The organism is Mesorhizobium sp. ISC15 (genome assembly GCF_037162615.1).
In the GTDB taxonomy this organism is placed as follows: Bacteria; Pseudomonadota; Alphaproteobacteria; order Rhizobiales; family Rhizobiaceae; genus Mesorhizobium; species Mesorhizobium mediterraneum.
Map to the genome: position 1 here is coordinate 4564563 of NZ_JAVSPX010000001.1, position 22099 is coordinate 4586661.

The 22099-nt window shown below is 62.6% G+C and carries 19 protein-coding genes; 5 read left to right on the plus strand and 14 right to left on the minus strand.

Features of this window, described 5'->3' with window-relative positions:
- Window positions 1–4: 4 nt before the first annotated feature.
- The 6 genes from RPG13_RS22000 to RPG13_RS22025 all read right to left on the minus strand — a co-directional run bounded on the left by RPG13_RS22000 (window position 5) and on the right by RPG13_RS22025 (window position 5259).
- Window positions 5–448: an SRPBCC family protein gene (locus RPG13_RS22000; protein ID WP_029352946.1), complete on the minus strand. Its 444-nt coding sequence runs from the start codon at window positions 446–448 to the stop codon at window positions 5–7.
- A gap of 151 nt (window positions 449–599) precedes the next feature.
- Window positions 600–995, minus strand: a complete 396-nt coding sequence (locus RPG13_RS22005; RefSeq protein WP_126106419.1) for a DUF2314 domain-containing protein — start codon at window positions 993–995, stop codon at window positions 600–602.
- A 150-nt stretch (window positions 996–1145) separates the two neighbouring features.
- Entirely contained in the window at window positions 1146–1814 is a 669-nt protein-coding gene (locus tag RPG13_RS22010) for an ABC-type transport auxiliary lipoprotein family protein (protein WP_185928242.1), read from the minus strand.
- 46 nt (window positions 1815–1860) lie between these two features.
- Window positions 1861–3234, minus strand: a complete 1374-nt coding sequence (locus RPG13_RS22015; RefSeq protein ID WP_126106417.1) for an MlaD family protein — start codon at window positions 3232–3234, stop codon at window positions 1861–1863.
- A gap of 14 nt (window positions 3235–3248) precedes the next feature.
- On the minus strand, window positions 3249–4070 hold the full coding sequence (locus RPG13_RS22020) for an ABC transporter ATP-binding protein (protein ID WP_126106416.1): 822 nt from the start codon (window positions 4068–4070) through the stop codon (window positions 3249–3251).
- Between the two features lies 1 nt (window position 4071).
- On the minus strand, window positions 4072–5259 hold the full coding sequence (locus RPG13_RS22025) for an ABC transporter permease (RefSeq protein WP_095485342.1): 1188 nt from the start codon (window positions 5257–5259) through the stop codon (window positions 4072–4074).
- A 100-nt stretch (window positions 5260–5359) separates the two neighbouring features.
- Between RPG13_RS22025 and dgcA the strand changes: the two genes are divergently transcribed.
- A complete protein-coding gene (gene dgcA, locus RPG13_RS22030; protein WP_292621564.1) occupies window positions 5360–6343 on the plus strand; it encodes an N-acetyl-D-Glu racemase DgcA in 984 nt (327 codons plus the stop codon).
- On the opposite strand, the gene RPG13_RS22035 is transcribed toward dgcA, so the two are convergent.
- Window positions 6314–7531 carry an MFS transporter gene (locus RPG13_RS22035; RefSeq protein ID WP_128286325.1) on the minus strand — a complete coding sequence of 406 codons (1218 nt, stop codon included), beginning with the start codon at window positions 7529–7531 and terminating at the stop codon, window positions 6314–6316. The two genes, dgcA and RPG13_RS22035, sit on opposite strands and share 30 nt — an antisense overlap.
- Before the next feature lie 127 nt (window positions 7532–7658).
- A complete protein-coding gene (locus RPG13_RS22040; RefSeq protein WP_126106412.1) occupies window positions 7659–8480 on the minus strand; it encodes a UDP-2,3-diacylglucosamine diphosphatase in 822 nt (273 codons plus the stop codon).
- 119 nt (window positions 8481–8599) lie between these two features.
- On the opposite strand from RPG13_RS22040, the gene RPG13_RS22045 reads away from it, so the two are divergent.
- On the plus strand, window positions 8600–9379 hold the full coding sequence (locus tag RPG13_RS22045; protein ID WP_095485345.1) for an SDR family oxidoreductase: 780 nt from the start codon (window positions 8600–8602) through the stop codon (window positions 9377–9379).
- 82 nt (window positions 9380–9461) lie between these two features.
- Here the strand turns inward: RPG13_RS22045 and RPG13_RS22050 are convergent, their stop codons facing one another.
- Window positions 9462–10535 (minus strand): alpha/beta fold hydrolase, encoded by a 1074-nt coding sequence (locus RPG13_RS22050; RefSeq protein ID WP_337127040.1) that lies wholly within the window; start codon window positions 10533–10535, stop codon window positions 9462–9464.
- Between the two features lie 147 nt (window positions 10536–10682).
- Between RPG13_RS22050 and RPG13_RS22055 the strand changes: the two genes are divergently transcribed.
- The 3 genes from RPG13_RS22055 (at window position 10683) to RPG13_RS22065 (ending at window position 15331) form a co-directional block, all read left to right on the plus strand.
- On the plus strand, window positions 10683–11516 hold the full coding sequence (locus RPG13_RS22055; RefSeq protein WP_245458023.1) for a LysR family transcriptional regulator: 834 nt from the start codon (window positions 10683–10685) through the stop codon (window positions 11514–11516).
- Between the two features lie 212 nt (window positions 11517–11728).
- Window positions 11729–14053, plus strand: a complete 2325-nt coding sequence (locus RPG13_RS22060; protein WP_126106410.1) for an NADP-dependent malic enzyme — start codon at window positions 11729–11731, stop codon at window positions 14051–14053.
- Window positions 14054–14134: 81 nt separating this feature from the next.
- Window positions 14135–15331: a DUF2865 domain-containing protein gene (locus RPG13_RS22065; RefSeq protein WP_126106409.1), complete on the plus strand. Its 1197-nt coding sequence runs from the start codon at window positions 14135–14137 to the stop codon at window positions 15329–15331.
- Here RPG13_RS22065 and gltX read toward each other — a convergent pair.
- The 5 genes from gltX to RPG13_RS22090 all read right to left on the minus strand — a co-directional run bounded on the left by gltX (window position 15249) and on the right by RPG13_RS22090 (window position 22060).
- Window positions 15249–16622 carry a glutamate--tRNA ligase gene (gene gltX / locus RPG13_RS22070; RefSeq protein WP_337125996.1) on the minus strand — a complete coding sequence of 458 codons (1374 nt, stop codon included), beginning with the start codon at window positions 16620–16622 and terminating at the stop codon, window positions 15249–15251. The genes RPG13_RS22065 and gltX overlap by 83 nt on opposite strands.
- A gap of 136 nt (window positions 16623–16758) precedes the next feature.
- On the minus strand, window positions 16759–18564 hold the full coding sequence (locus RPG13_RS22075; protein WP_126106407.1) for an ABC transporter ATP-binding protein: 1806 nt from the start codon (window positions 18562–18564) through the stop codon (window positions 16759–16761).
- 489 nt (window positions 18565–19053) lie between these two features.
- Window positions 19054–19467: a GNAT family N-acetyltransferase gene (locus tag RPG13_RS22080; protein ID WP_126106406.1), complete on the minus strand. Its 414-nt coding sequence runs from the start codon at window positions 19465–19467 to the stop codon at window positions 19054–19056.
- Between the two features lie 55 nt (window positions 19468–19522).
- Window positions 19523–21238 carry an NAD+ synthase gene (locus RPG13_RS22085; protein ID WP_337125997.1) on the minus strand — a complete coding sequence of 572 codons (1716 nt, stop codon included), beginning with the start codon at window positions 21236–21238 and terminating at the stop codon, window positions 19523–19525.
- 108 nt (window positions 21239–21346) lie between these two features.
- Window positions 21347–22060, minus strand: a complete 714-nt coding sequence (locus RPG13_RS22090) for a DNA-3-methyladenine glycosylase I (protein ID WP_126106404.1) — start codon at window positions 22058–22060, stop codon at window positions 21347–21349.
- Window positions 22061–22099 lie beyond the last annotated feature (39 nt).

A 22099-nucleotide genomic window follows, 5' to 3' on the forward strand; every position in this document is an offset into this window, starting at 1 on the left:
TGCTCTATTGATTGATCTCCGGCTCGACGAGCCTTGCCAGGTTTCGCAGCGACTCCTGCCAACCGAGATAACAAGCCTCAGCTGGAATGACGTCCGGAACACCTGCCTGCGTGATATCCAGCTCCGTGCCGACCGATACTTTCTTCAAGATCACTGTCACCTGCATCTCACCGGGCAAGTTAGGATCGTCGAACTTGTCCGTATAGCGCAGGCGTTCGCCAGGAACGAGCTCGACATATTCACCGCCAAACGCGTGGCTTTTGTCCGTTGTGAAGTTGCGAAACGACATTTTGAATGTGCCGCCGACTTTGGGTTCCAGATGATAGACCGTGCAGGTAAAGCCGTTGGGCGGTAGCCATTTCGCGAGCGCGTCCGCCTCAAGGAATGCGCGATAGACTTTTTCTGGGCTGGTTGCCAGAACGCGGTGCAGGCGTACGGTACTGGGCATATCATCTATCCCTATGGTTGGAGTGTCGATCCATGCCAAGGACGAACGCGGCTTGACCGATCCGACAACAAGTTAGGATTTTTTGGAACCGGGGCCGCAGACCTTCATGTTGGCGACTGCTATCGGACCCGTTGCAGACATGAGACCGCGATCACGTTTGAGGCCAACGCTTCTTCGGTGTTTGTGCGGCCAAGGCAATGGTTTCCTCGCCACGCTCGCGAATATCGATCACATGACGGGCGGAAAACGGTAACTCAATCCCACTCCAAAGCTCATCATTCTGAGCAACTGCATACGGATCGTTATTGAGGACCCCCAAGTAGGCTCCGTCGATCCGCTCGCGCACCAGCACCCACATGCGCTCTACGGCGACGGGTTCATTCTCATCATCGACCGAAATTCGAAAGATCAGTTTCGCGTGATCTCCCGGTTGCAATCCTTCTCGTTCATGCGAATCGGGTATCCAGAATGTGTCCGGCGACGCCTGACGATATTCCTCGCCATCATCCAGGCACCACCCGTCCAATTGGAAATCCGGTTCACGCATTGCTCTATCTTAGCGGCCACATGGATGTCGGGAAACCACCCGAAACCGACTGTCGTCGACTACCGAGTTTTCGCACGGTGGTCGCAATCAAAGGAACCTGTTGACCATCATGCCGCCGCCAAGTAGCTGCGCCCGGCGTCCCTGGCTGTGTCAGATCACCGAATCGGTCCAGCGAACGATGTCCTTGGCGGCGTCGCCGAACGCAGCGTCGAGCGCGCCGACATAGGCCTGATTGCCGCTGCCCGAGACGGGCGCGCTCGCGGTAAAGCTCTTTGAGGCGCGTACCTCGCCATTGCGGTCGTTCAGTATCCGCACGAACAGGTCGACCTCGGCATGCTCGCCGCCGTCGACCCGGACTTCGAAGGCACGGACCTCGACGATCACCTGGTAGTCGATCGCCAGCCCCTCGCCCGGCTTGCCGACACCGGCGAAGCTGCCCGAGCGCTGGAATGTCTCGGCCAACCGCGCCTGCACGATCAGCGGCAGCCGATCGGCCCATTGCGCGCCCTTGAGGTACTGGATCGAACGCACGGTCGGCTTGATGACGATGTTCTGGCTGTCCAGCGCCTTGAGCGCGGAAGGCTGGGCGATGAGAATCTGGCGGCGGCTGTGGCCGCGCGCATCGAGCGGCGGTGCCGACAGTTCGAATGTGTCCAGGGGCGCCGGCCCGCCGCCCGGCAAAAACGCGCAACTGGCTAGCGAAAGCGTAAGCAGTGCCACTCCCGCTTTGAGCCCGCCCGATTTGACCCCGCCCAATTTAAGCACGACCGACTTCACACGCGATCCCCGTTGTCCCCGAATCGTATGAGCAATCCGCATCCGTAGCGCACTTGCCTGCTGTTCTTGGGGCGGGCGAAAGCCGAAGTCAACGCCGCACCCTGCCGTCGAATTGCCGGACCTCGCCTTCGCCGCCTGACAGGATCCGCTGCGGGTTGCGGCTGAGATCCGTCACCGCCTCTTCGATGCGGGTGATCGAACGGCGGCTGTCCTGGACCAGCGCTTCGACATTCTGCAGGCCCTGACCTGAGAATCGCGCCAGATTGTCGGTGATGGTGCCGAGGCGGGCGTTCAGCGTGTCGGCGACCTGCTTGAACGATCTCAGCGTATTCCTGGCATCGGCTATCATCCCGTCGGCCTGGCCCGAGCCGAGCAATGTATCGACTTTGGCGAGGATGCCGTCGACGCGCACCGAAGCGTCGTTGAGGCGCTCCGCGAGCTGCTGCGCGTCCTTGATCGTCTGGTCGATATCGTCGGCGCGGTTGGCGAATTTGTTGGTCACCTTGGCGATGTCGGCGGCAGCCTCGTTGGCGTTTTCGCTGGCCTTCTGAATGTTGGCCAGCGCGGTGCGAACCTGTGCCGGATCAATGCCGTCGAGAACGCCGTCGACCTTGGCCAGCGTGCCTTGCGTTCTTTGGGCGAAATCGTTGATCGATCCCACCGCGGTGTCGACATTCCTGACGACCCTGTCGAACTGCTTCGAGGTTTCCTTCAGATTCGTGGTCACCGTATCGACATTGGCGACGATGCTCTTGATCTGGTCCTTGTCGACGGCGTTGAGCAGCCCTTCCGCCGCCTTCAACGTGCCGTCGAGCTTGCCTGAGACCCCTCTCAACTCGTCCGATAGCGAACTAACGCTGGCGAGGAATTTGTCGATGCCGTCGGAATTCTTGGCCAGCGCATCGGAGAAGGTCTGCACGTTGTTGACCGTCTGCGTCAGCGGCCCGCGAACGTCCTTGGTAAAGCCTTCGAGCTGGGTGAGAACCGTATCGGCGCGGGTGAAGATGTTCTGCGCCGTCTGCAACAGGTTGGTGACCGCCGACGGATTGGCGACGATCTCGGCGACCTTGCCCTCCGCTTCCGCCTGGTCGAGAAGCTTCGCTTCCTTGGGGTCGGCGCCCTTGAGTTCGATATTGGCCTGGCCGGTGAGGCCGGCAAGGCCGATATCGGCCTGAGTCGATTTGGTGATCGGCGTCATGCGGTCTATTTCGGTGTCGGCGATGGCGGCGGTCGGATTGTCGACGTCGATATAGACGCGCCTGACATCCCCAACCCTGACGCCGTTGAACAGCACGAAACTGCCGCGACCGAGGCCGGAAGCCGATCCCGGAATGCGCACCCGCAGCATCGCCGTCTCACCCCTGTCGCCAATCGCGGCCGTCCAATAGACGAACGCGAATGCCGCCAGGATCGCGGCTAGCGTGAAAATGCCGACAATGACGTAGTTGGCTCTGGTTTCCATTTACCCACTTATGGCTATGCGCGCGCCGCAAGATCAAGTTGCCGCGCACGTTTTCCGCGGAAATAGGATTTCACCCAGGGTTCCTCGCTTCTGAGCATGTCGTCGATCGTGCCTTCGACCAGCACTTTCTTGTTGCCGAGCACGGCCACCCGGTCACAAGCGGTGAACAGCGTGTCGAGATCGTGCGTGACCATGTATACGGTCAGATCCATAGTATCGCGCAGCTTGACGACCAGTTCGTCGAACTCAGCCGCGCTGATCGGATCGAGGCCGGATGTCGGTTCGTCGAGGAACACGATGTCAGGGTCGAGCGCCAGCGCGCGCGCCAGCGCCGCACGCTTGATCATGCCGCCGGAAAGCTCGGACGGGAATTTCTGCGCCGCATCCGGCGGCAACCCGACCAGTTCGACCTTGAGCATCGCCAGCTCGTCCATCAGCTTTCTGGGCAGATCGAGATATTCGCGCATCGGCACCTGCACGTTCTCAAGAACCGTGAGCGCCGAAAACAGCGCGCCGTGCTGAAAGAGGACGCCAAGGCGCATGTCGATGCGAAGACGCTCCCTCTCGCTCGCCTTTTCGACATCGACGCCGAACAGCTTGATCGTTCCCGACTGTTTGTGCACCAGGCCAAGGATGGTGCGCAGGAGAACCGACTTGCCGGCGCCGGAGGCGCCGACAAAGCCGAGGATCTCGCCGCGCCTGATATCGAGCGACAATCTGTCGAGAATGACCTTGTCGCCGAAGGATACGGTGATGTCGTGCGCGGAAAGCACGATCTCATCTTCGCTGGCCCCTTCCGCAACCCCAGTCGCCTTTGTGCTGCCTTGCGTCGCCATGTCAGAACTCGATCGCCGCGTAGAACATGGCGAAAAGCCCATCGAGGATGATGACCACGAAGATCGACTTCACCACCGAAGCGGTCACGTGCTGTCCCAGCGATTCGGCGCTGCCGCCAACCTTCATGCCTTCGACCGACGCGATCGTGCCGATGATCATGGCCATGAACGGCGCCTTGATCAGCCCGGCAAAGATGGTGCTGAGATCGATAGCGACGCGCAACCGGTCGATGAACGCGGCCGGTGCGATGTCGGAATAGAGCCACGCCGCCGCAATGCCGCCGCCAAGTGCGGCGAAATTGGCGATGATCGTCAGGCAAGGCAGCGCGATCACCAGCGCGACCAGCCGCGGAAACACCAGCACCCCGATCGGATTGAGCCCGATGACCTTCAGCGCGTCGACCTCCTCGCGCATTTTCATCGAGCCGATTTCAGCCGTGATGGCGCTGCCCGAACGGCCGGCGATCATGATCGCGGTCATCAGCACGCCGAGTTCGCGCAGGATCAGCACGCCGACCAGATCGACGACGAAGATATCGGCGCCGAAATAGCTGAGCTGGTAGGCGCCTTGCTGGGCGACGATCGCGCCGACGATGGCCGACATCAGCACGACCACCGGGATGGCGCCGACGCCCATGCGATCGATCTGGTTGAAGATCGCCGCCGGATTGACCGCATGGCCGCGGCCGAGCTTCATCTGCGAGCCGCGTATAGTGGCGCCCAATATGTTCATCGAGGACAGGAAATCGTCGCGCATTTCATAGACGCGCCGGCCAACCGCCTCGAGCGCGCGAATGATGATGTTGGGCGGCTTTGCGCCGCCGGAATCGGGCTCGCGCCGAACTGCGTCGCCAACGGCGCCGAGCAGGATCGAGGCGATCTCGCTTTGCCCTTCCAGCCTGATCTCGACGCCTTTCTTTTCGAACGCGCTGACCAGGCGGTCGATCAGCCAGGCCCCGGCGGTATCCATCTTCTCGATATGCGAGAGGTCGAGCGCTAGCGTCTGGAAACCGCTGCGCTTCTCAATCTTGCGCATATCGGCGTCGACCAGCGTCACGGTGCGCGTCGTCCAGTTTCCGGAGAAGGCGCAGCCCAGAACGCCGCCCTCCTCACCGACCGCGACGCGCGGCTGATGGTCGGCCTCCCTGGCGGTCTTGCCGCTTGCGAAGCGTTTGCGGATGGTCAACATGGCGTCCTGTTTAGCCTGACGGGCCAATCTGTTTAACCTGACGGAACCCACCTGTCGATTTGCCGACAAGCTCGTTGTCGCACAGCCGGAGCAGAAAAATATGGCGCGTGTCATTTCGGTCGAGTCCGAGCGCTTTCCCATCGCCGGAACCTTCACCATTTCGCGCGGCTCGAAGACCGAGGCCGAGGTGATCGCTTGCACGATCAGCCAAGCCGAGCATAGCGGGCGCGGCGAATGCGTCCCCTACAGGCGCTACGGCGAGACCATGGACGGTGTTCGCGATGCAATCGAGGCGATACGGGAGCAGATTGAAGGCGACATCAGCCGGGCCGCGCTGCTCGACGCCATGCCGGCAGGTGCGGCGCGCAACGCCATCGACTGCGCGCTGTGGGACCTGGAGGCGAAGATCACAGGCAAGCCGGTCGCCTCCAGCATCTGGGCGGCTCCGCCGAGGGCGATCGAGACGGCCTACACGCTGTCGCTCGGCGAGCCCGAAGCGATGGCGGCGCAGGCCCGCGCCAATGCCGCGCGGCCGCTGCTCAAGGTCAAGATCGGCGGCGACAACGATATGGCCCGTATCCGCGCAGTAAGAGAGGCAGCACCGGCGAGCCGCATCATACTGGACGCCAATGAGGGCTGGACGGACGACAATGTCATTGCAAACCTGGCCTTTGCCGCCGAGCACGGCATCGCGCTGATCGAACAGCCGCTGCCTGCGGGCCGTGACGGCATCCTTCGCCACATCGCGCATCCGGTGCCGATCTGCGCCGATGAAAGCGTGCATGAGGCAGAGGGCCTTGCCTCGCTTGTCGGCCTGTACGATGCCGTCAACATCAAGCTCGACAAGTCTGGCGGCCTGACCGCAGCCCTCGTCCTTCGCGACCGCGCCCGTGAACTGGGTTTTGGCGTCATGGTCGGCTGCATGGTCGGCACGTCGCTTGCCATGGCGCCGGCCGTGCTGTTGGCGCAGGATGCCGATTTCGTCGATCTCGACGGTCCGCTGCTGCTTGCCCGCGACCGTGTTCCCGGTCTCGTCTACCAAGGTTCGCTGGTGTCACCGCCCGATACGGCGCTGTGGGGCTGAACGCGCTGCAAATCCGATCAGCGCCAAGCCGATCAGAGCGATCGGGATCATGGCAAAAAACCCATCCACGCCGAAGCGGTCATAGAGAGGGCCGGACATGAGCGTCACCACGGCCGTGAAAAAGCCGTTGGAGAAATAGGCGATGCCTTGAGCGGCCCCGGTGCGTTCCTCCGCGACCGTCTCGCCGATCATTTTTTGCAAGCCGATCAGGACCAGTGCCACGGAAACCGCGTGCAGCGTCTGGACTGCGAAAAATCCGGCAACCCCAAGGCCGAGCGGCCAGACCAAGGGGAAGGCAATCCAGCGCACGATCGCGCCTATTCCGGCCATCACCATGATCGACACGACCGAGAAGGAGCCGAAAACCCGGGTGAAGATCATGAACATGCCGATCTCGGCCACCACACCCCAACCCCAAAGCAGCCCGACAACCTGATCGCCGATGCCGATCGATTTCCAGTAGATCGACACGAAGCCGTAGAGAAATGCGTGGCTGGCGGTGATGACGCCGACGCCGATGGAGAAATACAGGAAATAGGCGTTGAGGAGTTTTGGTGCCGATTGCTGAATGTCGGTCGCCGAAAGCGGCGAAGCACGGCGGGGGCGGCCGAGCCGCGGCGCGATCAGTCCGACGACAAGTGCAGCGCCAAACGCCACGAAAATGATCATCGGAACAGCCTGGGCGCCGGTCCGCGACAGGATGAAACCGCCCGCAAGATTTGCGCACAGATAGGAGATCGATCCCCATTTGCGCATGCTTGCGTAGTTGGAGCCGAAGCGGCGCACCCCCGACAGCGCCAGCGAATCGGCGATCGGCGAATGCGGCGTCCAGACGACAGCGAGCGCCAGCGAGACGGCGAGCACGATGGCGTAGGTCGGCGTCAGGAAATAACCCGCGGACAGCGCCAGCGATGCGGCCATCAGCGCGACATAGACGTGGGCGCGGTCGCTCGCCCTGTCTGCCAGTGCCGTCAGCAATGGCGTCGTCACCACGCGCAGGAACATTGGTGCTGCGAGAATGACCGCTATCTGTTCGGCATCAAAACCTTCCGCCTGCAGCCACAGCGGGAAATATGGCAAATGCGTCCCCAGCGGCACGAAAAGCGTGAAGAAAATCAGGCCCATGCGCAGTTCGAAATGACGCGGCTTGACGAGCTGTTCAGGTGAAAGCGGCGGCAGGGAGGACATCAGCGGGCAATCCGTCGGCGCTCCGTTGGGCTGAGTCGGCCTGCAGCGCACGCAATCTCATAACATGCTGAAAAAGTCGGCGGAACCGCGTGGACTAATCGATTAGAGGGAGTTGAGGTCGGGTTGGTCAGGCCGCCTGGACCGCCCTGCCCTTGATGTCGATCGGCACCAGCAGCTCGCTGCCGACCGGCGCCTCCGGCAGGACGTGCGCCCAGTGCAGGATCTCCATCTGGCCGTCGAAATGTTCGACCACCGCGGTGCAGCTCTCCACCCAGTCGCCGGTGTTGATATACTGCACATCCTCGTAGTTTTCGATCGCGGCGTGGTGGATGTGACCGCAGATCACGCCGTCGACATGCGAACGGCGCGCTTCCTCGGTCAGCATGGTCTGGAACGATCCGATGAAATTCACCGCCTTTTTGACGTTGACCTTGGCCCAGGACGAAAACGACCAGTAAGGCAGGCCAAGCAGTTGGCGAAGCCGCGTCACCACGCGGTTGACGAGCATGGCCCCGTCATAGGCGTAGTCGCCGAGATAGGCGAGCCAGCGCGCATTGTGGACGACGGTATCGAACTGGTCGCCATGGATGACAAGAAAACGTTTGCCGTCGGCGGTCTCGTGGGTGGCGCGATCGGCGACGACGATGCCGCCGAAATGCACGCCCTGGAACTGGCGCGCGAACTCGTCGTGATTGCCGGCGATGTAGGTGATGCTGGCGCCCTTGCGTGCCTTGCGCAGCAATTTCTGGACGACGTCATTGTGGCTCTGTGGCCAGTGCCAGCTCCGTCTCAGCCGCCAGCCGTCGACGATATCGCCGACGAGATAGATGATATCGGCGTCGTGATGGCGCAGGAAATCGATCAGGAACTCGGCCTTAGCAGCCTTCGATCCGAGATGGACGTCGGAGATGAACATGCTGCGGAAAGTGCGGGGCTCTGCGCCAGGCATGGGATTCTCACCGTTGCTTTCGCGTTGGCTATGCCCCGATTCATGCAACAACCGTATGACGGTTGCGATTGGTCCAGCCAAAGGGCTAGTTTGCCGCGCAAATCAGAGGAGAAATCGCCATGGATCTCGGTATACGCGGAAAAAAGGCCATCGTCTGTGCTTCGGGCAAGGGCCTTGGGCGGGGCTGCGCCATGGCGCTGGCCGAGGCCGGCTGTGATCTGGTCGTCAATGGGCGCAACGCCGACCAACTGGCAAAGACCGCCGCCGAACTGCGCGAAAGATTTGGCGTCAAGGTGACCGAGATCGTCGGCGACGTGTCGAAGCGCGAGGTGCAGAAGGCGCTGCTTGCCGCCTGCCCCGATCCCGATATCCTCGTCAACAACAATGGCGGACCGCCGTTTCGCGATTTCCGCGAGCTCGACCGCGAAAAGATTCTCGAAGGCGTCACCCAGAACATGGTGACCCCGGTCGAACTGGTTCAGGCTGTGATCGACGGCATGGCCGAGCGCGGCTTCGGCCGCATCGTCAACATCACCTCGCTGTCGGTCTATGTTCCCATTCCGGGCCTCGATCTGTCGTCCGGCGCACGCGCCGGCCTGACGTCGTTCCTTGCCGGCGTGGCGCGGACGGTGATCGACCGCAATGTGACGATCAACAACATGCTGCCGGGCAAGATCGACACCGACCGGCTGCGCCCCCCGCACGAAGCCGGCACTCCCGAAGATCCGGCTGCCGCCGCCGCGCGCAAGACCGAGGCAGCAGCCAACGTTCCGGCCAAGCGGCTCGGCACGCCAGAGGAATTCGGCCAGATCTGCGCCTTCCTGTGCTCGGTCCATGCCGGCTACCTGACCGGGCAGAACATACCGGTCGACGGCGGCGCCTATGTCAGCGCGTTCTGATCGCGCGGCGCAGGGAGCGGCCAGTATGACACTGTTGGTGCGGCTGCTGCTCCCGCAGGACACATGAACGACCCTTCATGGTTCATCCCTCCGACCGACCGAGAAACCGCTTCACAGCGTCGAGGAACACACCGCGTCCTGCGGCCTCGCGGTCGAGATGGACGAAGTGGGTGGCGTCCGGGATGTCGAGACGTTCCGCTTTTGGTGCTTCGTCGACGATTGTCTTCGCATCCTCCGGCCGGCTCCAGAAGTCTCGTCCGGCGCGGATGACGAGCACTGGCATGGTGAGTGCCGCCGCCGGCCATTGCCGGCGATCGAACGCGAGTTCGAAGCTGTCGGCCATGGCGCCGCTCGGTGACCGGAAACTCGGCGGCTGGCGCGTCGACGCCGTCTCGTCGGAGGCGAGTGCCGCATCACCATAGGCTGCCGTCACCGCGGGATCGCGCCACTGAGCCTTGTCCGCGACCGGGATGCTGTCGTCCCAGGCGTTGAATAGGGTCGCACGTGTATTCAGCCGATAACCGCCGAACGATTGGATACTAAACGTCCCAGGCCGGTCGGGATTTTCAAGCGGCGAGCCGGTACCAAGGGTGGGATGCCGGTCTGAGCCTCCATACAGGGTGTTGTAGAGGACGAGCCGATCAACCGTCTGCGGAAACCGGCTGGCATAGGCGCCGGCCCAATGCCCGCCGGTGGCCCAGCCGACGAGGCTGACCCTTGAAACGTCGCTCCATTTGGCGATGGCGTCGACCGTTGCGGAAATATCCGCCACGACGTCTTCGGTGCGGATCAGAGGAGCGGACTGGTCGGGCGGCCTGTTCATGGCCGCAGGGCGGCTCGATGCGCCGTAGCCGCGAATATCCAGGACATAGACAAGATGCCCGTCAGCCGCGAGGTCGGCGGCAAGCGATCCGCCCGCAACGGGCAGATCGAAGGACGCAACGCCGGGCACGCGTGCGCCATGGATGAGGAGGACGGCGGAGTTGGCTTCGGACGCTGCGCCAGGACGGCGCACCTCCCGGACGAAGAGGCGCTCGCCCGTCCGAAGTTCGACGAACCTGTCGACCCGGACGAGATCCGGCTCTCCTGCCGATGCTGGAGCGGCGGCCATCATGGCTGCTGTGAACACGAGGGGGAGGACGGTAAAGTGGGACATCATGATATCTCCGGTCGCAATTGCGTTCCGGAAAGACTGTCAGCTATTCGATATCCTATCGATGACGTGTTCAATGATTTTTGATATCATCAAGATATGGAACTTCGGCATTTGCGACATTTCCTCGCTGTTGCGGAGGAATTGCATATGGGGCGTGCAGCCCTGCGGCTGGCCATGGCGCAGCCTCCGCTTAGTCAATCGATCGGGCGTCTGGAGAAGGAACTCGGCGTCAAGCTGTTCGAGCGAGCCAACCGCCGCCTAACCCTGACGCGCGCAGGCTCGGCCTTCGTAGACGAGGCTCGGGCATCCGTGCGGCACGCCGATTCGGCGCTTCACATCGCCCGCGCAGCGCATGACGGCGAAGCTGGCGAGATCAGGGTCGGCTTCGTTTCGGCGGCTCTCTACGAGCATCTGCCGCATCTCCTGTCTCGGCTTCGCGAGAAATATCCGGACATCCGTCCAAAGCTCATCGAGGCGTCCACCAATGAGCAGATTGCGGCGTTGTCGCGCAGTGAGATCGACGTCGGTTTCGTGCATCCACCGCTCGGGTCCGACGAACGTCTCGACATCCATGACTATCCTGCTGAATATCTTATCGCCGTTCTGCCTGATGACCGGCAGACACAAGGGGTGACGCTGGCGGACATCGCCCGCCATGGGCTCATCATGTTTCCGGCTGCACAAGGCCCGGCGCTCCATGCCCGCATCATGGACACCTTCACCAAGGCTGGCCTCGACGTTCGGATCGTCCAGGAGGCGACGCGGGCACTAACCATGCTCTCGCTCGTGTCCGCCGGCTTGGGCGCTGCCCTGCTTCCACGATCGACACAGCGCCTTTTGTTTCGGGGCGTCCGCTATGCACCGATCACCGGCGTATCGCTGCCCGCGTGGCCACTTGCCGTGATCGCGAAACGGCGACCACGGCCGAGCATTGTCGATAGCGTCTGGAAACTGCTTGAGGGCCATCGAGACGTGAGTTGATCGCCCGCGATCGGAACCACCCGGCCGCGCGAGGCGCTCGATGACAGCCGCGCCGGCCGCGACAAAGCAGGTGAGAATTTCATTGCAACAATCTGACATAGATGAGTTTTTGATGATTCTTCCGCCTAATTGGCGGTTGCGTCATTTGGCATCGTGAAAAACCAACGCTGCATGCTAAAAGGGCGTCAAGGCAGGATCGCAGGGAGGCCCGTATGGAAGGCGAAAGCAAAAAAGCAGCCCGGTCGGACCTCGACGAAGCCGCCCTCTATTTTCACAAGCATCCACGGCCTGGAAAGCTTGAAATCCAGGCAACCAAGCCGCTCGGCAACCAGCGCGACCTGGCGCTTGCCTATTCGCCGGGCGTCGCGGCGCCCTGTCTGGAAATCCGCGACAATCCAGCAACCGCCGCCGACTACACGGCGCGGGCTAATCTGGTTGGCGTCGTTTCCAACGGTTCGGCGGTGCTCGGTCTCGGCAATATCGGTCCGCTCGCCTCCAAGCCGGTGATGGAAGGCAAGGCGGTGCTGTTCAAGAAGTTCGCCGGCATCGACGTCTTCGACATCGAGATCGACGCGCCTGACATCGAGCGTATGGTCGAGACGATCTCGGCGCTGGAGCCGACCTTCGGCGGCATCAACCTCGAGGACATAAAGGCGCCCGAATGCTTCGAGGTCGAGGAACGGCTGAAGGCCCGCATGGCCATACCGGTCTTCCATGACGACCAGCACGGCACCGCGATCATCGTCGCCGCCGCCGTGCTCAATGGGCTGGAATTTGCCGGCAAGACGATCTCCGACATCAAGATCGTCACCTCCGGCGCCGGGGCAGCTGCCCTTGCCTGCCTCAACTTGCTGGTTTTGCTCGGCGCGCGCGTCGAAAACATCTGGGTCACCGACCGTTTCGGCGTCGCTTACAAGGGCCGCGTCGACGAGATGGACCGCTGGAAAGACCCCTACGTGAAAGATACCGAGGCGCGCACGCTAGCCGATGTGCTGCCGGGCGCCGACGTATTCCTCGGTCTTTCGGCCGCCGGCGTGCTGAAACCGGAATTGCTCCAGCATATGGCGCCAAAACCGTTGATCCTGGCGCTGGCCAATCCCAATCCCGAGATCATGCCGGAAGTGGCACGAGCTGCACGACCCGATGCGATGATCTGCACCGGCCGCTCCGATTTCCCCAATCAAGTCAACAACGTACTCTGCTTTCCTTATATATTCCGTGGCGCGCTGGACTGCGGCGCCAGCGCCATCAACGAAGAGATGAAGATGGCCGCGGTGCGGGCGATCGCAGCCCTTGCCCGCGAAGAGCCGTCCGATGTCGCCGCCCGCGCCTATTCCGGCGAAACGCCGATCTTCGGGCCCGATTTCCTGATCCCCTCGCCCTTCGATCCGCGGCTGATCCTGCGCATCGCTCCGGCGGTGGCCAAGGCCGCCTGCGACACCGGCGTCGCCACACGGCCGATCACCGACATGACGGTCTATATCGACACGCTGAATCGCTTCGTCTTCCGCTCCGGCCTGGTCATGAAGCCGGTGTTCACGATGGCCAAGACGTCGAACGCCAAGCGCGTCATCTATGCCGACGGCGAGGACGAGCGCGTGCTGCGAGCCGCGCAAGTGGTGCTGGAAGAAGGCATCGCCGAGCCAATCCTGATCGGCCGCCCGCATGTCATCGAGGTCAGGCTGAAACGCTACGGGCTGCGCATCAAGCCGGGCGTCGACTTCGGCCTGATCAATCCCGAGGACGATCCGCGTTATCGCCACTATGTCGACCTTTTGATCGAGCTCGCCGGCCGGCGCGGCGTGACGACGGAAGCCGCGCGCACCATGGTGCGCACCGACAACACGGTGATCGCAGCACTTGCCCTCAAGCGTGGCGACGCCGACGCCATGGTCTGCGGCCTGGAAGGACGTTTCGAGCGGCATCTGCGCAATGTCACCCTGATCATTGGCCCGCGCGCCGGTATCAGGGATCACGACCTGTCGACGCTTTCCATGCTGATCTCGCAGCGCGGCATCATTTTCCTCACCGACACCCATGTCACCGTCGATCCGACGGCCGAGGAAATCGCCGAGATGACGGTGCTGGCGGCGGAAGAAATCCAGCGCTTCGGCATCGAGCCCAAGGCCGCCCTGCTGTCGCATTCGGATTTCGGCTCGCGCGATTCGCCGAGCGCGCTCAAGATGCGGCAGGCAGCGGCGATCCTGGCGCGCATCGCGCCCGACCTGCAATGCGACGGCGAGATGCATGCCGATTCGGCTCTGTCGGAGGAGCTGCGCCAGCGCGTCTATCCGCATTCGCGGCTGAAGGGCGAAGCCAATCTGCTGGTGTTCCCCAATCTCGATTCGGCGAACATCACGCTTACCGCGCTGCGCACGATGATGGACGCGCTGCATGTCGGGCCGATCCTGCTCGGTACCGACAGACCGGCGCATATATTGACACCGTCGGTGACGTCGCGCGGCGTCGTCAATATGACGGCACTCGCCGTGGTCGAAGCCGCCCACAAGGCGCAGGCGGTCGTAAATCTGGGCTAAAGCGGGCTTTCGCGGTAAGCTAAATATACAACCGCAAAGCGGTAGCTTTCGCGACGGCCTGTTAAACGGAGTTCACGGCGAATGACGGGCGGAGGGTGGAATCTGACGCGTGCCGCCGTACTGCTCGGTGCCTTGACGTTATCAAGCTTTGCCGTCACCGAGCCGCATGCCGCCTCCCGTGTTTGCCGCCAGTTGGAGACCGATCTCGCGGCCGCTGCGCGTGGCGGCGGTGGCAAGCCGGCCCTGCTCAGGAAGTACGACGACGCGATCGTGCGGCAGCGCGAGCAGATTTCAAAGGCAAGCCGCCAGTTCGACAGCGCCGGCTGCGGCTTTTCGCTGGTCGGCCGCAATCGCAACGCATGCGCTGCACTCGAGGCCACGCTCGACCGCATGAACGCCAATCTCGATGCCCTGCAGGTCAAGCGCGCGCAGCTCGCCGGCGGCGGCTCGCGACGTGATCGAGCACGCATACTGGCCTCGCTCGACGCCAATGGCTGTCATGATAGCGCCGTGCCTTCGAAGCGTGTGCCTGTCCCCGAAGCGAACCGTGAAAACGGCAAAGGAAATCTGCTCGATCGGCTTTTGGGCGACGCCAGAAGTCAGCCCGATGCGCTGGATGAGCCGAGCGATCCCGATGAACAACGCGGTATCCGCGCCATGATCAATCGGCCAGACGGCATGGACCTGCCACGTCTTGGCGGCGAATTCCGCACAATGTGCGTGCGCACCTGCGACGGCTATTTCTTCCCGATGTCGAACGCCGCCTCGCTGGGCGATTTCGAGCGCGACCAGAAGAACTGCGATTCGAGCTGCCCCGGCACCGAGATGCAGGTGTTCTATACGCGCGGCATTGGCGACGATTCGGCCTCGATGACGTCCTCGATAACCGGCAGGCCCTACAGCGAACTGCCGACCGCCTATCTCTACAAGCAGCCCGAAACATCGCGGCCGTCGGCCTGCGGCTGCAACGCCTCGCGGAATTTCGAGATCATCGCCGGCAATCCGCCAAGCCCGGAGCAGTCCGAGGCCGACGTGGAGACCACGCCGTCCGTTCCGGTGCCTGCCGCCAGACCCGATCCAGGCGCCGACCCGGAGACTTTGGCCAATGTCGAAGGCGGGCTCGATCGCGAAGCCATCAAGCGCCTCGCCGTCAAACCCTCGCCGACGACCTTGCTGCCGCCGGAACGGCGCAAGGTCAGGGCCGTCGGGCCAGCGTTCCTTCCCGACCCAGCAGCGGCAACAGGTCTGCAAGCTCCGGCCCTGAAGGCTGTCCAGTAAGCGCCAGCCTGAGCGGCATGAACAGCGCCTTGCCCTTGCGGCCGGTCGCTTCCCTGATCCTGCCCGTCCACTCCTTCCAGACCGACCCGTTCCAGGGATCTTCCGGCAAAAGATCGAACGCCTGGCGAAGGAAATCGCGGTCGATATCGGAAAAGTCCGGCTGCTCCTGCGGGCCGTCGCGAAGTGTGCGCCACCAGATCGCTGCATCGGCCAGCCTGTCGAGATTGCCGCGCACCGCCAGCCAGAAGGGCTCGGCCTGTTCGCCGGAGATGCCGAGCACGATCAGTCGGTCACGCGCCTCGGAAAACGGCATATGGTGCAGCAGTGTGCGATTGAGCACGAAGAGCTCGTCCGGATCGAACTTGGCGGCAGATTTCGACGTCGCGGCCGGATCGAAGCGCCGGGCAAGCTCGGCCATGTCAGGCACCGCCACGACATTTTCCGAGGTGCCGACAAGCACGGCCAGCGAGGCGACGGCCATCGGCTCGATGCCGGTCTCGCGCAGGCTCTCGATCGAGAGCGCGCCGCTCCGCTTCGACAGGCCCTCGCCCGATGCGGTGGTCAAGAGATTATGGTGGCCGAACACCGGCGGCTCGGCACCAAGCGCGTGGAACAGGGCGATTTGCACGCCGGTATTGGTGACGTGGTCGTCGCCGCGGATCACGTGGCTGACTGACATTTCGATGTCGTCGACCACTGAAGGCAGCGTGTAAAGATAGGTGCCGTCCTCGCGCAGCAGAACCGGATCGGAAAGCGAGGCAAGATCGACGGTTTCCTCGCCGCGCACCAGATCGTTCCAGTGGATTTCGGTGCGCTCCGGCGCTAAGGGATCACTGGTGAAATTGGGCAGGAGAAAGCGCCAGTGCGGCCGGCGGCCATCTGCCTGGTATTCGGCGACCTGCTCAGGCGTCAGCGTCAGCGCCTCCCGACCATAGACCGGCGGCAGGCCGCGCGTGCGGCGCACCTTGCGCCTGAGATCGAGTTCTTCCGGGGTTTCGTAGCAGGCATAGAGAAGGCGCGCCGCCTTCAATTTCTCCACCATCGCATCGTAGATCTCGAAGCGCCGTGACTGGTATTCCGTGGCGTCCGGAAAGATGCCCAGCCAATGCAGGTCGTAGAGGATGGCGTCGGAGAATTCCTGCGTCGAGCGCGCGACGTCGGTGTCGTCGAAACGCTGGATGAAGCGGCCCTTGTTGTTCATGGCGAACAGCCAGTTGAACAGCGCGGTGCGCGCATTGCCGATATGAATGCGGCCGGTCGGTGATGGGGCGAAACGGACGGTGACTGTCATGGGCGGGGCGTACCGGATGGTTTTCGTATTGACAAGACACGCCCCCGCGCCTGGCGGCAGACATAGAACATGACGAAGGCGATGAAAAGGCGGCAGCGCCGCGCGTCCATTAACACGCGCGCGGCGCTGTAACCCGTCAGATCACCAGCCCCTTGGTCAATTCGAGCGCCTGGCGCTCGAACAGCCGGCGGTAGATGCCACCCTGCAGCCGGATCAACTGGTCATGCGAACCCTCTTCGACGATGCGGCCGCGATCGAACACCAGAAGCCTGTCCAGCGCCCGCACCGTTGAAAGCCGGTGCGCGATGACCAGCGTCGTGCGGCCGACCATCAAGCGCTCCATCGCCTGTTGGATCAGCACCTCCGATTCCGAATCGAGGCTCGACGTCGCCTCGTCCAGGATGAGGATCCGCGCATCGGCGAGGAAAGCGCGCGCGATCGCCACGCGCTGGCGCTCGCCGCCCGATAGTTTCACGCCGCGCTCGCCGACCAGCGTGCCATAGCCTTTGGGCAGATCGACGATGAAGTCGTGCGCGCTGGCCAGCCGCGCGGCGTGCTCGATCTCGGCTTGCGTGGCGCTCGGCCGGGCATAGGCGATGTTTTCGGCCAGCGACCGGTGGAACAGGATGGGCTCCTGCTGGACGATGGCGATCTGCCCGCGCAGCGACGCCTGCGCCACCCCGGCAATATCCTGGCCGTCGATCAGGATGCTTCCCGCGTTCACGTCGTAAAGGCGCTGGATCAGCTTGACGAAGGTCGTCTTGCCCGAGCCCGAATGGCCGACCAGCCCGACGCGCTCGCCAGGCGCGATGTCCACCGAAAAGTCGCGATAGAGCGGCAGGCGGTGGCTGCCATAGTGGAAGGTGACATCGTCGAAGCTGATGCGGCCGTCGGTGATGCGGATCGGCTTGGCGCCGGGCACATCCTCGATGCCGAGCGGCTCGGACTGGAAGTCGACCAGTTCCTCCATGTCGTTGATCGAGCGCTGCAAATTGCGGATATGCGTGCCGATGTCGCGCAAATAGCCTTGCAGCACGAAGAACGAGGTCAGCACGAAGGTGACATCGCCGGCGCTCGCCTGCCCCCACGCCCACAAAAGCAGCGAAAATCCGATCACCGCGGTTCTCAGAAGCAGCAGCATCGCCCCTTGCGTGGTGCCGTTGACGGTGCCGCGCACCCAGGTGCGGCGCGTGCGAGCGCGCCATCTGGCAACCACCTTGGCAAGGCGCGTTTCCTCACGTTCCTCGGCGCCAAAGCCCTTGACCACCGCATTGCAGCTCACCGCATCGGCCAGCGAGCCGCCAAGGCGCGTGTCCCATGCGTTGGCAAGCCTTGCCGCAGGCGCGACATAGCCAAGCGACAGCAGCGCCGTCACCGCGATGAACAGCACCGAGCCTGCAGCGACTACGGCACCCATCAGCGGCCAGAACCAGCCGAGCAGCAGCGTCGAGCCGACAAGCATGACGACGGACGGCAGCAGCGCGATCAGGATCGTGTCGTTGAGCAGATCGAGCGCCCACATGCCGCGCGTTATCTTGCGCACGGTCGACCCGGCGAAGCTGTTGGCATGCCAGTCGGTGGAGAAGCGCTGGACGCGGTGGAAGGCGTCGGCGGCGATATCCGCCATCATCTTCAGGGTCAGCTCCACGATGGCCATGAAGGCGAGGTTGCGCAGCACGACACCGGTGAGCGCCAGAGCCACCAGCATGGAAAACGCCGCCATCGCCGCATTCCACGCGACATCGTCGGCCGCAGCGCTGCTGGCAACGGCGTCGACCAGCCGGCCCGAATAGAGCGGCGTCAGCACGTCGGCCAAGGTCGACAGCAGGAACGTGCCCATGATGAGCGTAAGCCGCCACGGCTGGCGCCGCCAATGGCTAAGCGTGAAGCCAAGGACGCTGCGAAAGGCGCCCGCGCGCAAATCTATCTGAAAACGAGCCATGATGTCATTCGGGCGCAAGCGAGCCCGGTCCCGGTAAGGTCGAAAATTGAAAAAACCCGCGTTGGGCGAATTAGCGCCCGGGAATGCGGAGGTTCGGCATATTTGGCGGCTCGCCCGAAGACGGGCGGCGACCGGCATCGACGAACGCCTGATGTCAGATGGGCTTGGGCGTGAAGGTGAAAACCTTCTGGCGCGCCTTCTGAGACCTAGGCTTCGCGGCCTCGCATAACGATGTCAAATCCTGCCATTCGGTCCTCCCGTTAGAGCGACATGCGTCCATTCGGACGCACAAAGTACGCTCTAACTTTGAATCTGCGCATCGTGCTTTCCGAAAATCGATGCCGATTTTCGGGCCGATGCGTAGGAATCGCGGAAAGGCGTTTATAGAGATGCCTCACCGCCACGCCAAGCCAGCGAGCGACCGAAAGCGCATCTGGTCCAACCAGTGAGACGTTTTTGCAACAATCGCGGGTTGTGCAATTTCCTCGTTCAGGCGGTCGAAATGCGGTCGAGACGCATATAGCGGCCATCGGTGGACGGCCTGAAACCAAGCTTCTCGTAGACCGCATGGGCATCATTCGTCGACAGGCTCCAATGGGTGACTGTCTTGCAATCCGGATGATCGATAAGCGCCTGGACAAGCCGCGTGCCGATGCCTCGCCCGCGATATTCCGGCCAGATGATGATATCGGCCAGATAGGCAAACACCGTGCGGTCGGTGATCGCCCGGCCAAAGCCGATCTGCTTGCCGTCGGCATAAGCACCGACGCAAAGCGAGTTGGCAAAGGCGCGGCGGTGAACTTCGTCGCTGCGCCCGCTGCCCCAGTAGCTTGCCATCAACAGGTCGGAGGTCGCCCGGAAGTCGATCCGCGACACGTCGAAGCTGATTTCACAATCAGGCATGGCTATCCCATTGAGCATCCGGCCCCAGCCATTTCACAGGGGCGAGAAACGGCGCCTATCCGCCATCCCTGAACCGGTTGGTGATGGGATAACGGCGGTCGCGGCCGAAATTCTTTTTGGTGATCTTCACGCCGGGCGCTGCCTGCCGGCGCTTATATTCGGCGATGTAGAGCAGATGCTCGACGCGCGTCACCGTCGCCCGGTCGTGGCCGCGGGCAACGATCTCGTCGACACCCATCTCGTTCTCGACCAGACACTCCAAGATGTCGTCCAGCACCGGATAGGGCGGCAGCGAATCCTGGTCCGTCTGGTTCTCGCGCAGTTCCGCCGACGGCGCCTTGTCGATGATGTTGCTCGGGATCACCTCGCCGGAAGGGCCCAGCGCGCCAGGCGGCACGTGCGTATTGCGCCAGCGCGACAGCGCATAGACCTGCATCTTGTAGAGGTCCTTGATCGGGTTGAAGCCGCCATTCATGTCGCCATAGAGCGTGGCGTAGCCAACCGACATCTCGCTTTTGTTGCCGGTGGTGACCACCATTGAGCCGAACTTGTTGGAGATCGCCATCAAAATGGTGCCGCGCGCGCGGCTCTGCAGGTTTTCCTCGGTGATGCCTTCCTTGGTGCCCTCGAAAAGCTGCGTCAGCGTATGCAGGAATCCCTCGACCGGCTCGAAGATCGGCACGATATCGTAGCGGCACCCAAGCGCACGGGCGCAATCTTCAGCGTCCTTGAGCGAGTCCTTCGAAGTGTAGCGGTAAGGCATCATCACGGCGCGCAGCCGTTCCTCGCCGAGCGCATCGACGGCAAGTGCGGCGCAGATCGCCGAATCGATGCCGCCGGAAAGGCCTAGCACCACATTCTTGAAACCGTTCTTGTTGACGTAATCGCGTAGGCCCAGCATGCAGGCGCGGTAATCGGCCTCCTCCTTTTCCGGGATTTTCGACATTGGCCCTTCGGAGCAGACCCAGCCCTCGGAATGATTTCCATTCTGCGAGCCTGCGGCGGCGCGGTTTCGCTTCCAGGTGGTGACGTTGACCGTCTCCTCGAACTGGCTCATCTGGAAGGCCAGCGTCTTATCAGAACCTATGGCAAACGACGCACCGTCGAAGATCAGCTCGTCCTGGCCGCCAAGCTGGTTGGCATAGATGATCGGCAATCCGCATTCGATGACCTGGCGAATGACGATCTGGTGGCGAACGTCGACCTTGCCGCGATAATAGGGCGAGCCATTCGGCACCAGCAGGATTTCCGCACCGCTTTCGGCCAGCGTCTCGCAGATGCCGACATCGCCCCATATGTCTTCGCAGATCGGAATCCCCAGGCGCACGCCGCGGAAATTGACCGGTCCCTGGATTTCAGGGCCAGCCTGGAAGACGCGCTTCTCGTCGAATTCGCCGTAGTTCGGCAGATCCAGCTTGTAGCGCTCGGCAAGGATCTTGCCGCCATCGGCAACGATGATCGAATTGTGCGTGCCGCTCTTGCGCTTCAGCGGCGTGCCGATGATGACGCCCGGCCCGCCATCGGCGGTATCGCCAGAAAAATCCTTCGCCGCTCGTTCGCAGGCCTTCAGGAATGCAGGCTTCAGCACCAGGTCCTCGGGTGGATAGCCGGCGAGGAAAAGCTCGGTGAACAGCACGAGGTCTGCGCCCTGGCGAGCGGCATCCGCCCTCGCCTCGCGCGCCTTGGCGAGATTGCCGGCGACGTCGCCAACCGTCGGATTGAGCTGGGCGACGGCGATGCGCAATATGTCGGGAGCGGTGTTGTCGGTCATGCCTGCTGACTTAGCGCGACAGAATTCGCCGGGCAATGGCGTTCATTTGGACCACCCTAGATCGAACGACATATGTCATTCGTGTCAGACCGAATGACGGATCGTGTCCTATTCGCCCATATATTCGCGCAGTGCCTCCGGCGAGTGGTTCTCGCCGATCGACATCGCCAGAATGCGCGAAATATGCCGGCGCGGCAGCCCGGTTTGCGCCGCCCAGGCATTGATCTGGTTCTGGATCTTGTCGAGATCCCTCTTCGAGGTCGGGGTTTCGGCGATGTCCAGGCCGGCGTCGCGCAGCGCCGCCGCCATGTCGGCCGAGACGATGAAGGCGTCCCAGTCCAGCCATCTCAGAAAATACTGGCCGGTGTGGCCGCCGAGCCGGCTGCCATGCTTGCCGAGATAGGCCATCAGCCCGACCTGATCATCGGCCGGCCATTCGGCGAGGAATTTGCCGAAGCCGCCATGCTCCTTCGACACCCTCTCGACAAAGGCCGCGTTGTCCCGAACGGATTTGATCTTCTGCGGATTGCGCACGATGCGCTCGTCGGCTGTCAGGTCGTGCCAGAAATCATCGGGCTGGAACAGCAGCCGCTTCGGCTCGAAGCGGAGGAACGCTTCTTCGAAACCAGGCCATTTCTGCTCGATGACGCGCCAAACGAATCCGGCCGCGAAAACACGCTCGGCCATGATCGAAAGGATGCGGTCGTCGGCAACGTCAGCCACCGCGGCATTGTCGGGCATAGGCCCCAGCAGCGATGCCAGCGCCGCTTCCCCGCCCTTGCGTTTGGCCGCGCGGGCGCGGATTTTCTGAAAATCCATCATTGTTTCCTCACCTTATCGCGTCAATCTACCACTTCCCGT